The organism is Streptomyces sp. CB09001 (genome assembly GCF_003369795.1).
Taxonomy (GTDB): Bacteria; Actinomycetota; Actinomycetes; order Streptomycetales; family Streptomycetaceae; genus Streptomyces.
The window spans coordinates 6,236,077-6,248,276 of sequence record NZ_CP026730.1 but is presented as its reverse complement, the minus strand read 5'-3'; the positions used below and the strand labels follow the sequence as shown (position 1 = coordinate 6,248,276).

Annotated in this window: 4 protein-coding genes; 2 read left to right on the top strand and 2 right to left on the bottom strand. The window is 72.6% G+C overall.

What is annotated here, in order from left to right; genetic code table 11:
• Positions 1-40: 40 nt before the first annotated feature.
• Together C4J65_RS28970 and C4J65_RS28965 are read right to left on the bottom strand one after the other, a co-directional pair.
• Entirely contained in the window at positions 41-2,104 is a 2,064-nt protein-coding gene (locus tag C4J65_RS28970; protein WP_115745053.1) for an MFS transporter, read from the bottom strand.
• The gene (locus C4J65_RS28965; protein WP_162833402.1) at positions 2,098-3,498 is read right to left on the bottom strand and encodes a hypothetical protein; all 1,401 of its coding nucleotides are present in this window, start codon (positions 3,496-3,498) and stop codon (positions 2,098-2,100) included. The genes C4J65_RS28970 and C4J65_RS28965 overlap by 7 nt, the downstream gene beginning before the upstream one ends.
• 403 nt (positions 3,499-3,901) lie before the next feature.
• On the opposite strand from C4J65_RS28965, the gene C4J65_RS28960 reads away from it, so the two are divergent.
• Together C4J65_RS28960 and C4J65_RS28950 are read left to right on the top strand one after the other, a co-directional pair.
• Entirely contained in the window at positions 3,902-10,819 is a 6,918-nt protein-coding gene (locus C4J65_RS28960) for a glycoside hydrolase domain-containing protein (protein WP_115745051.1), read from the top strand.
• A 402-nt stretch (positions 10,820-11,221) separates the two neighbouring features.
• Complete coding sequence (locus C4J65_RS28950; protein ID WP_205351085.1) at positions 11,222-12,190, top strand: sensor histidine kinase; 969 nt, start codon at positions 11,222-11,224, stop codon at positions 12,188-12,190.
• Positions 12,191-12,200 lie beyond the last annotated feature (10 nt).

The window sequence follows — 12,200 nt, the reverse complement described above, 5'->3', positions numbered from 1 at the left end:
GCGGTACGAGGGGTGCGCGCGGGGACGTCCGGCGGACCGGTCAGTCCCGCGTGGCGCGGGAGGCGTTCGCCCCGGGGGCGGACAGCTCGGCGGACAGGTCGGCGGGCATGGCGGCGGGCATGGCGGCGGATGCCGGGTCCGGGACGTCGGTCCGCGTCGGTTTCCGTCGGTCCGGGTCCGGGCGGCTGGTGCGCGCCGGACCCGGAGCGTGGTCGGGATGCCCGGCGGATGCCTCGGCGAGGACGTCCACCGGGGCGCCGGCGGGGCCGTCGGCACCCTGACCGGTCGGCGCGGGCGCGTCGGGTGCCGGCGCTTCGGGCTTCGGCGTTCCGAGTGACGGGGCTTCGGGCTTCGGCGTTCCGAGTGCCGGCGCTTCGGGCTTCGGCGTTCCGAGTACCGGCGCTTCGGGCTTCGGCGTTCCGAGTACCGGCGCTTCGGGCTTCGGCGTTCCGAGTACCGGCGCTTCGGGCTTCGGCGTTCCGAGTACCGGCGCTTCGGGCTTCGGCGTTCCGAGTACCGGCGCTTCGGGCTTCGGCGTTCCGAGTACCGGCGCTTCGGGCTTCGGCGTTCCGAGTACCGGCGCTTCGGGTGACCGCGTTCGGAGTGACGGCGTTGGGGCGGCCGACGCTTCGGGGTCCGGCACGTCGGCATCCGACGCTTCGAGCGCCGGCACGTCCGCATCCGACGCTTCGAGCGCCGGCACGTCCGCATCCGACGCTTCGAGCGCCGGCACGTCCGCATCCGACGCTTCGGCGGCCGACGCTTCCAGGATCGGCACCTCGGGCTCCGCCGCCTCCGCGGCCGGCGTGTCGGACGTCGGTGCTTCGTGGGGCGCCCGCGGTCGCGGCGGGGGCAGCAGGGCCGCCGCGACCAGGGGCAGGGCGCCCGCGACCAGGAAGACCCAGGTGATGCCGGCCGTGGCGGCGAGGGTGCCACCGGCCAGCGAGCCGAACGGGATGACGCCCCAGGTCAGCCAGCGGTACGCGGCGTTGACCCGGCCGAACAGGGGCAGCGGGATGGTCGCCTGGCGGTAGGAGACCACCGCCACGTTCCAGACCATGGACACCAGCCCGTAGACGAACAGTCCCAGGGCGACGACGGGCACCGAGGGCACGGCCAGGGTGAGGAAGCAGACGCCGAGCAGCGGCGCGCCGAACCGCATGACCGGCCCGTCGCCGACCGCCTTCAGGATCCGTCCGGTCACCGGTCCGGCGAGGATGCTGCCGACCGCGAGGCAGGTGAGCAGCAGCCCGTACCCGGTCTCGGAGAGGGCGAGCCGCCCGGGCCGCACCGCCCACAGCGGCAGCATGGTCAGGCACATCGAGTAGGACAGGTTGTTGACGGCGGCGGCCGTCGCGAGCCTGGCGAGGTCCGCCCGGCCGCGGAAGTAGCGCAGCCCTTCGCCGAGTTCGGCGACCAGGGAGCCGAGCGAGGACCGGCGTCCGCCCTCGCGGGCCGGTTCGGGGGCCGTCCGGGCGCGGCCCACCGCCGCCTGCTCGACGGCCGCGGGCAGCAGTCCGAGCGCCCAGACGGTGACCACGTACAGGGCGACCACGACGGCGAGTCCCCCGCCGGAGCCCAGCGCCACCACGTAGCCGCCGAGGGCCGGGCCGATCAGCTGCGCGAGGAACATCTGGGTGGACTGAAGGGACGCGTTGGCCTTGGGGAGCTGCCCCACCGGGACCAGCCGGGGCAGCTGGGACTGGGCGGCCACGTCGACGAAGATGCCGGCGCAGCCGATGAGGAAGGCGGTGACGACCAGGGCCCACAGGGGCAGCCGGCCGGTGGCGGCCAGGGCGCACATGACGGCCACCAGCGGCAGCCGGACCGCCGACGCCCAGCGCATGACGCCGCGGGGCGGGTACCGGTCGGCCAGCACCCCGGCGGGCAGGGTGGCGATGAGCCAGGGCAGCCGGACGGCGAGGCCGACCGCACCGACCGCGACCGCGGAGCGGCTGATCCCGAGGGCCAGCAGCGGCACCGCGATCTTGTAGATGCCGTCCGCGAGGTCCGAGGAGACCACGGCGGACTGGAAGAGCCGGAACGGCGAGCCGAGCCGCTCCTTGCCGGGGGTGTCCCGTCCCCTCCGGGTGGCGCTCAACATCGGTCCACCAGCACCACGGAGCTCATCAGGGCACCGTGGTGGGCGTTGAGGACGGGCCCGCCGCCGGGGACGCCGTGCCGTACCAGCACCCCCGAGGGGGCGCCGCCGAACAGGAACGGGCCGACGACGAAAGGCACTTCGGCGTGTTCCACGGCGCCGGTTGCCAGGTCCTGGAAGTCCAGCGCGAGCCGGTCCGGCGTCACATGGGTCTGCAGGATATGGCGTCCGGTCCGTCGCGCGTCCTCCAGCGCCTGGCGCCACTCCTCGTCCGGGACCTCGGGGCCGAGGACGACGCCACCGCCGCCGTAGCCGCCGACGGGCTTGAGGACCAGCTCCATGCGGTGGGCCAGGGCGTGCCGCAGCAGCGCCTCGCCCCCGGCGCCGGGCGCGGGGAACAGCGCCGTCCAGGGAAGGTGACGCTCGATCAGCCGCTGGTCGTCCTCGGGCAGCACGTCCTTGTCCGCCCAGAGCCAGGCCATCGTGGTCTTGTCGCTGAGCAGCCAGGTCGCCTCGGGCGTGTGCATCCGCACCCGGCCGGCGCGCACGGAGCGGACCAGGGCGTCCAGACCGCTGCTCGGCGGCTGGTCGAAGCTGAGGAAGAGCCGGAACACGGCGTCCACCCGCTGCCCGTCGAGCAGCAGGACGTCGTCCTCGCCGGTCTCCAGCCGGTCCATGGGGCAGGCGACGGTGTCCATGCCGTGCCGTCGGCCGCTCTCGCACATCGGGACCAGCCAGGCGAGAAAGGCGTCGGGGTCCTCGAGTCCGGGTGCCGCGCCCTTGCGGAACACGGGAATGGCGACCCGTGATCCCTCCGAAAGGCCAAGTGACGTACGGATTTCGGCGAAACGGGAATCAACCGCGGACGGCGGGGCGTCGATACGGTCCCCGCCGGGAAGCGGACGATAGAGATCGCGGAATCGCGCGGCGAGGAGATCGGCCTGGAGTGTGCCGCCGAGCGCACCGTCGATATTGAATTCGACGAACCGGGGGACGCCGGACCGATAGACGATGTCGGGGCGCGCGGCGACGAGCAGGTGGTCGCCGAGCAGCTCCGTGCGCGACAGCAGCGGGGTGTCGGCCTCGTCCACCCCCAGCACGTCCTGGAGCTCGCCGACCGTGCCGGCCCTGCGGCGGCAGGCGTCGAGGATCAACCGCATCAGACGTGCGCAAACACGGCCCAGTTCGTCGTAGTGACCCCGGTCGACGAAGCTCGGGCGCAGCGGTCGCCACGTTCCCTTGGAGCCGCTGATTCCGTCGTGGACGCTCCGCGCGCCGGTGGCCGAACGGGCCAGGGCGTTTTCGCGGAAGGACGGGGTGAGTTCACTCCAGATGTCGAACGAACGACGCGATGAACGACGCGATGAACGACGCGATGAACCGAGATTGTTCTCCATGCCCCCCCGCATGTCCTGATGCCGCTTTCGCATTTCGCACAGGGGGTTTCCGCGTCCCCCCAGCCGCTGGAGCGGAACACTATCGCCATGGCACCGACACCGGTTCGACGCGCCGGAAGATGCCTGTCCGGTACGGAGTCCGGAGCGAAGAAAACCCACGCCGGACGCGGGTACCCGCGGACATCTTGCCGACGGGCCGCACGCAATCGGCAAATACCACTACGTGGACACCGGGTGGCGCCGGCCCGCCCCCACGGCGCTCGCGGCCAGGTGAACCTCTGTACGAACTCCGTTTCCCCGTTGTATGACTTCTCCCTATGTGATGGCGGAGCGTTCAGCCGGAGCGCACGCTTCGGAAGCCGCTTGACAACGTTGTCCAACCAGGGAAGGGTCCGTACTCGTCATGCCCGACAGATCCAAGAGACCGCCGATCCGGTCGTCCAGTCCCCGGACCGCCCTGCGGGCCACGGTCGCGGCGGTGCTCGTCGGAGCACTCGGCCTGGCCGCGCTGACGGGCGGCGGCACCGCCGGCGCCGTGCCCCTCCCGAAGGCCCCGCCCTCGGCCGGTGAGGCGTCCGGCGGAACGGACTACACGAAGCTCGTCGACCCCTTCGTGTCCACCGCGGGCGACGACGGCAACGACCTTCCCGGCGCCCAGGCACCGCACAGCCTGGCCAAGGTCAACCCGATGACGACGCCGGGCCGCAACCACTCGGGGTACGACTACAACGAGGACCACATCGCCGGGTTCACCGCCACGAACCTGGACGGCGTGGGCGGTTCGGGCGGCGGCGGCGACCTGCTGGTCGTCCCGACCTCGCAGCAGTACGACAAGCGCCCGGCCACGAGCACCTACGCGCACCCCTACAGCCACGACGACGAGAGCGCGACGCCCGGCTCCTACCGGGTGGGGCTCGGGTCCCCCTCGGGGACGATCGACGCCGAGATGACGGCGACGACCCGGACGGCGCTCGAACGGTACAGCTTCCCCGCGCAAGCGCAGCCCCAGCTCGTCCTCGACCTCGCCAACAACTTCACCAGCCGCACCCGCGCGACCCTGGACGCGACCACGCTGAAGGACGGGACGACCGCGATCAGCGGCCTGGTCGCCGGGTCGTTCAACGGCGCCTCGTACCGCCTGTACTACTACGCCACCACGAACGCCCCCGTGACCTCGCTGCGCACCTGGGGCGACGACGGCGCGCTGGGCGACGCGACGGCGCGGGACGGCACCGACACCGGCGCCGTCCTCGGGTTCGACCCGGCCGACGGCGACGACGTCGAACTGCGCGTCACGCTGTCGCCGATCAGCGCCGAACAGGCGGCCACCGACCAGCACAAGGAGGTCGCGGGCCGCACCTTCGAGGAGGTGCGGGCACAGACGAAGGCGGAGTGGAACCGCACCCTCGGCGCCGTCGCGGTGAAGGCCTCGAAGAAGGCCGACCCGGACTCGACGCTCACCAAGCAGTTCTACACGCACCTGTACCGCATGTACGCGCTGCCGGTGAACGCCACCAGCACCAGCGGCACGTACCGCGGCGTCGACGGCGCGGTGCACGAGGCGAACGGCTTCACGTACTACGACGGCTGGTCCACCTGGGACGACTTCCGCAAGTACTCGGTCGAGGCCTACATCGACCCGGCGGCCTACCGGGACATGGTGCAGTCCGCGGTCATCCTCTTCGCCGACGCGCACGCCGCGGGCAAGAGCCCGGGCAGTCTCACCCACTCGGTGCCGACGGTGCGCTGGGAGCGCTCGGCGGTGGTGATCGCCGACGCGCTGTCGAAGGGGTTCAAGGACTTCGACCGGCTCGACGAGGCGTACCCGGCGCTGAAGTCGTACACCGGGTACTACACCGGGACGCAGTTGCGGCAGGGCTACATTCCGGGTGACCCCGGTACGACGGTGCAGCGCGGCTACGACCAGTGGGCGCTGTCCGTCATCGCCGACGCGCTCGGCGAGGACGCGGACGCGAAGAAGCTGCGCGAGCAGGCGACGATGGCGACCGACAACCTGGTCAAGCCCGGCGCCTGGACCGCGGACGACGGCACCGAGGTCGGTCTGCTCACCCCGCGCGAGGGCGACGGCGACTGGCAGCAGGCCGACTACGAGAAGTTCGAGGAGGCCAGGCTCTACCAGGGCACGCTCTGGCAGTACCACTGGTACGACGCGTACGACATGGGCGGGCTCATCGAGGCCATGGGTGGTGTGAAGGCCGGCCGGGCCGCGATCCGGCACATGTTCGGCGAGGACTCCGACGCCGACGACGGCTCGGCCATGCTGCACTCCAACGCCAACGAGATCGACCTCCAGGCCCCCTACCTCTTCAACTACGTCGGCGAGCCGAGCCTGACGCAGAAGTGGGTGCGCGCCATCTACACCGGTGAGACCTGGAACCGGTACATCGCGACGGGCTCCACGAACGAAGCCCCCAGCTCCGGCGGCGAGTTCAGGCCGCCGGTGAAGACCAAGGCCTACGAACTCGCCCCGGACGGCTTCCTGCCGACCATGGACAACGACGCCGGCACCATGTCGACGATGTTCGTCGCCGCCGCCCTCGGGCTGTTCCCGGTGACCGCGGGCTCCAGCCAGTTCCAGATCGGCAGCCCGTTCTTCGACTCCACGACGATCACCTACGCCAACGGCGCCGAGTTCACCGTCGAGGCCGACGGGGTCTCGCCGGGCAACCACTACGTGCAGAGCGCGGCGCTGAACGGCAAGCGGTTCTCGAACACGTGGCTCGACTACTCGCAGATCGTCGCCGGCGGCACCCTGAGGTTCGACATGGGTGCCAAGCCGTCGTCCTGGGGCGCCCGCACCGAGCCCGCCTACTCGCTGAACACCGACTCGGGCGACGGTGACGACGAGCACGCGCCGGGCAGGGGCACGACCGTCGTCTCCGCCAGCCCGGAGACCGTCGGCACCGCCGCCGACGGCACCGTCGACGCGAGCGTCGAACTCCGCCTGTCCGGCAGGGCGTCGTTCGCCGCGCGGAAGGGAACCAGCCTCACCCGGACCGGCGCGGCGAGCGTGACCGGCCTCCCGGACGGCGTGACGGCGGATCTCCGGGTCACCGGCAAACGCACCGCGTCGCTGAAGCTCACCGGCACCACGAGGACCGACGCGCGGTTCGGCATCACCTTCCGCGACCGGGCCTTCCCGCACGGCATACCGGCCTCCACCGTGACCGGCACCGGGGTGTCGGTGACCGACCCGCTGCTCGTCTCGGCCGCGGCCGTGCACCGGGGGAGCCTCGCCGCCCTGGTCGAGGAGGCGTCCCTGGTGCGGAAGGGCAACTACTCCGACGGCTCCTACGGCATCTTCCGCACGGCGCTCGAACGCGCGCGGACCGTCCTCGCGAACTCCGCCTCCCCCACCGGCACGCTCATGGCGGCGCACGACGCGCTGCGCTCGGCCGTCGACGCACTCACCCTGGACGAGGGCGGCTACGCCGTCCTCCAGGCCGAGGACCCCGACCGGATGGAGGGGCCCAGCCTCGTCAAGGAGGCGTTCCACTCGGACGGCGACCTCGGCGGCGTCACCGAGGGCGCCTGGGAGCAGTACACGAACCTCGACTTCGGCGGGGTCGCCCCGCGGAGCGTCTCCGTGCGCTACGCCAACTCGCAGGCCGCGACGGCGCAGCCGAGCAGCGTGGACATCCACGCCGGGGACGCCGACGGCCCCGTCGTCGCCACCGTCTCGCTGCCCGGGACCGGCGGCTGGCAGTACTACACGACCGTGCGGGCGGCGGTCTCGGACCCGGAAGCCCTGCTGGAGGCATCGAGCGCGACCTTCGTGTTCCACGCCCCCTCGGGGCAGCAGTGGGTATCCAACTTCGACTGGTACCAGTTCTCGCCCGAAGCGGCCCCCTCGTCCTCCCCGGTCACGACACTCGCCACGCTCACCACGGCCAACGCCACGTCGACCGGCGACGGTTCACTCCCGCTGAAGCTCTCGGGCGGCGTCTTCGAGAACGTGACGAACGGCGCGTGGGCCGAGTGGCGGGACACCGGCCTCGGTGACGGCGCCGACACCGTCACCGTCAGCTATGACAAGCCCCGCTCCCGCGCGGCGTCGGACTCGCACATCGAACTGCGCCTGGGTGCGAAGGACGGCCCGACGGCCGTCACCGTCCCGCTCGACTACACCGGCTCGGGCTGGGGCACCGTGGCGGACACGAGCGTGCGGCTCGACCCGGACGTCTTCGAGGGCACGCAGGACGTCTACGCCGTCTTCGTCTCCAGCACGCAGACCGACCCGCAGCCCTACGTCGCCAACGTCCACTCGCTCATCCTGACGCGGCAGGCGGACGCCCCGGTGGTGTTCGACGCCACGGCTTTCGAGGGCAACAGCGGCGGCGGGCTCAAGAGCGAACCGGCCACCTGGAGCGACGCGGGTTCCGCCACCAGTCTGGGCGGCACCTACGACGGAGCCTGGCTCGACTACGGCGACGTCGACTTCGGCGACTCCGCCAAGAACACCGTCACGCTCACCTACGTCAACAACTCCGCGCGCTGCGGCACCGGTTCCGCCGTGCACCTCTATCTGGACTCCTTCGACGCGGACTCCCCCGGTACGCCGTACGCGACGATCCCCCTGCCGGTCACCGGCAGTTCGTGGTCGTCGGGCGGGACGACCAGCCTGACCCTGCCCAAGGCGGTCACCGGCACGCACGCCGTGCACCTGCGGCTGACCACGAACGCCGACTCCTCGCACCCCTACGTCGCCAACCTCGGCCAGGTCGCCTTCGACCACGTCGAGGAGCCCGCGCAGACGGATCTGTCCGCCCTGCGCAAGGCGATCGACCAGTACGAGGACCTGTCCGAGGACGCGAGCCGGTACGGCACGATCGACTTCGGGGTGTTCCGGCGCGAACTCACCGCCGCCCGCGACCTCCTCGGCGCCGGGGACGCGACGCAGCTCGAGGTCGACCTGCGGACCCGGAGCCTGACCCTGGCCGCGAACCAGCTGGTGCCGCTGCCGAGACTGAGGCTGGAGAGCCTGGTCGCCACGGCGTCCGCCCTCGGCAACGAGCGCTACACGGACGCCTCGTGGACGGCGTTCACCACGGCGCTCACCGCGGCGAGGACGGCCGTGGCGGACGAGGCGGCGACGGACCGCACCCTCACCGAACGGTACGCGGCCCTCGACCGCGCCAGGTCCTCGCTCACCACCAAGCGCAGGACGGTGCCGGCCGCGCCCGACGCGGTGTCCGCGGCCCCGTCCGGCACGAGTGTGAAGGTCACCTGGTCCGCGCCCGAGGACGACGGCGGTTCGCCGGTCACCGGCTACGAGATCACGCTCAGCGGCGGCCACCAGGTCGAGATCGCCGATCCGGACAGCCGGAGCACCGTGTTCACCGGGCTGACGGACGCCACGTCGTACACGGCGCGGGTCCGCGCGGTGAACGCCCTGGGCGACTCCCCCTGGAGCGCACCGACGCAGCCCGCCGTCACGGGTGACAACAGGCCTCAGGCCCCGACCGTCACGGGCGTGGTCACCGACGGCGAACGGGTCCGGGTGAACTGGCGGCCGGCCGGTGACGGCGGCTTCCCGGTCGTGGGCTACACCGTCGCCCTCGACGACGGAACCACCGCGCACGTCAACGGCACCACCTCCACCGCGCTGCTCACGTCGGCCGGCGGGGCGAAGGCCCACACCGCCACCGTGACCGCGGTCACCCGGGCCGGCAGCTCGGACGACCCCGGTACGGCGGTCTCCACCGCCTCGGTCACCTCCGCCACCGCCGCCACCGACCCGGCGGACTACGAGCCGTCCCCCTTCCCGGACGACGTGCTCGACGCCGCCTACGCCTCGGACGCGTGGCCCCGGACCGGGGACGGGTCCGACTGGTTCACCCACCTGCTCTCCGGTTTCGACGACCTCGGCCCCGCCACGCTCGGCGCCGGCTCGGAGCTGCCCGCGGGCACCCCGCTCGGCGCCGAGAACGACAGGATCACCGTGAGCGTCAACAACGCGGCGACGCAGCGGCAGGTCGACCGGGCCGAGGTGGACGCGTCGAACAGCGCCACCGTCACGATGGCCGACGGCCTCGGCTCCCGGCTCGGCCCGCTGTACGGCGAAGCCCTCAAGGAAGGCCGACTGCCCAAGACCAGCGCGCTGTTCTCCCGCGTCAACGAGAACCTCGACACCCACGACGCGGCGAAGAACCACTACCAGTACCTGCGCCCGTACGTGCGGCTGGGCTTCGCCGGGGACGGCGGGGCGATCTACGAGTCGCAGAACAGCTCGTACAGCGGCCTCGCGGGACAGGGCTCGTACCCGAGCGGCCACACCTACGGCGGCTACGAGGCCGGGACGATCCTCGCCACGCTGCTGCCCGACCTGGCACCGTCGATCCTGGCGCGCGCCTCGGAGTACGGCGACAACCGCGTCGTCCTCGGGTTCCACTACCCGCTGGACGTCATGGGCGGCCGCATCACGGCCCAGGCCACGGTGGCGCACCGCTGGGCGGACCCGGAGTTCGAGAAGCTGTTGGGGCAGGCCCACACCGAGATCGAGAACGTGCTGCTCGCGCGGTGCGAGGAGGAGGGCTACGGCGACACCCTCACGGCCTGCGCGGGCGACCCCTACGCCGGTCTGAGCACCGCGCAGCAGATCGACCGGTACACGCGGCGGCTGACCTACGGGTTCTCCCGGACCGGGAAGGCCGGGCAGGCCCTCGACGCGCCGGAGGACGCGGCGGCGCTGCTGATCACGGCCTTCCCGGACCTCACCGCGGAACAGCGCACCCAGGTCCTGGAGCAGACCGCGACGGACTCGGGGTACCCGCTCGACCTCACCGGGTCCGGCGGGCCGGGCTGGCAGCGGATCAACCTGGCGGCGGCGATGGCGGCGGACGTGGTCGTGAACGCCGACGGTTCGGTCACGGTGACCAACTTCTCGGACGCCACGCGGGCCAGTGTGGCCGACGCCTCCGCGATCACGGTGGGAGGCGTGGCTCTCGACGGGTTCGATCCGGAGGTGAGCACGTACGTCGTGGACCGGCCGAAGCGCGGGAGGATCCCCGCCGTCGGTGCCGTGACGGCGGCGTCGGGTGCGCGGGTGAGTGTGGTCGGGGGCAGTTCCACCGTCTCGTCCTCGCAGCGCGGCTTCACCACCCGCACCATCAGGGTGACCTCGGCCAACGGCGCGTACACCCGCACCTACACGGTCGGCTTCCGGCCGACGGAGCGGCATCCGCACCGGCCGGGCGCGCTCTGGGACACCGGCGGCGGGACGGCCGGTGGCAGTGGTGGTGTCGGCGACGGTGGCGGTCTCTGGACGCCGGCACGCGAGTGGGAGCGGACCGTGGGATGACCCCGGGACGGCCCCGGTGGACCGCCGCCCGCACGGTATGGCCGTGCCGGCGGCGGTCCGTCGTTCTCACGTCGGGCTCGGCGCCCCGGTGCGGGGCCCGTTGCCCTCCCGGGCGCGGCGCAGGGCGTGCTCGTCGGCGCGGGCGTCGTAGCCGACCAGCCGGGGCGGGCGGGGCGGCGGTGAGCATCGGGCCGGCGGCGACGACCTCCTCGTACGCCTTGATCACGCACGAGACGTCCACCTCGCCGGCGGCGAGCGCCGGCAGTTCCCCGGTGACACGCATGCGGCCCAGGCCGGCCGGCGGGTGCCGCCGTCCCGCCCGGCCGCTACGTGCCGGTGCGGGCCGGAAATGGGTGTGCGAACCGATGGACTCCCGTGGCGCACGTCCCGGACGCTGCTGCGGTGCCCCTGTTCTGGAGAATCTCGCTGTTCAACTCGGTGGTGCTGGTCGCGGCGACCGCGTTGCTGCTGGGACCGGTCACCGTGTCGACCCCCGTCCTGCTCACCGAGGCCGCGATCCTCACGGCCGGCCTGGTGGTCATACTGATCGCCAACATCCTGCTGCTGCGGATCGGCCTCGGACCACTGCGCCAGCTCGCGCGAGCCATGACCACGACCGATCTGCTGCGGCCGCGGGTCCGCCCGAAGGTCGACGGCGACGGCGAGATCGCCGAACTGATCACCACCTTCAACACCATGCTCGACCGGCTGGAGGCCGAACGCGCCCTGAGCGCCGCCCGCACGCTGAGCGCGCAGGAGTCGGAGCGTCACCGGGTGGCCCAGGAGCTGTACGACGAGGTGGGGCAGACCCTCGCCGCCGTGCTGCTGGATCTCAAGCGGGTCGCGGACCAGGCGCCCGACGAGGTGCGTGAACAGCTCTCGCAGGTGCAGGAGACGACCCGGGCCAGCCTGGACGAGATCCGCCGCATCGCCCGCCGGCTGCTCCCGGGGGTCCTGGAGGAGCTGGGCCTGGGCAGCGCCCTGAGGTCGCTCGCGGACGAGTTCACCGGGCCTTCGCTGACCGTGCGCCACGCCATCGCCTCCGGCCTGCCCCGTCTGGGCGACAACGCCGACCTGGTGCTCTACCGCGTCGCCCAGGAGGGCCTCACCAACGCGGCCCGGCACTCCGGGGCCCGCCTGGTGGTGCTGTCCCTGGAGCGGGCCGGTGACGCCGTCCGGCTGCGGGTACGGGACGACGGCCGGGGCTTCGACGACTCGGGCGGGGCCGCCGAGGGCGCCGGGATCCGCGGCATGCGCGAGCGCGCCCTGCTGATCGGCGCCGACCTCGTCGTCGGGCCGGCGCGCGGGGGCGGCACCGAGGTGCGGCTGACCGTGCCCGTCGGCGACCGGGTGGCCGAACAGGTCGCGTGACCGCACGACC

Excerpts from the sequence above, each read along its gene's own strand:
- C4J65_RS28970 (WP_115745053.1), bottom strand. The coding sequence starts at position 2,104 with ATGTTGAGCGCCACCCGGAGGGGACGGGACACCCCCGGCAAGGAGCGG.
- C4J65_RS28965 (WP_162833402.1), bottom strand. The coding sequence starts at position 3,498 with ATGGAGAACAATCTCGGTTCATCGCGTCGTTCATCGCGTCGTTCATCG.
- C4J65_RS28960 (WP_115745051.1), top strand. The coding sequence starts at position 3,902 with ATGCCCGACAGATCCAAGAGACCGCCGATCCGGTCGTCCAGTCCCCGG.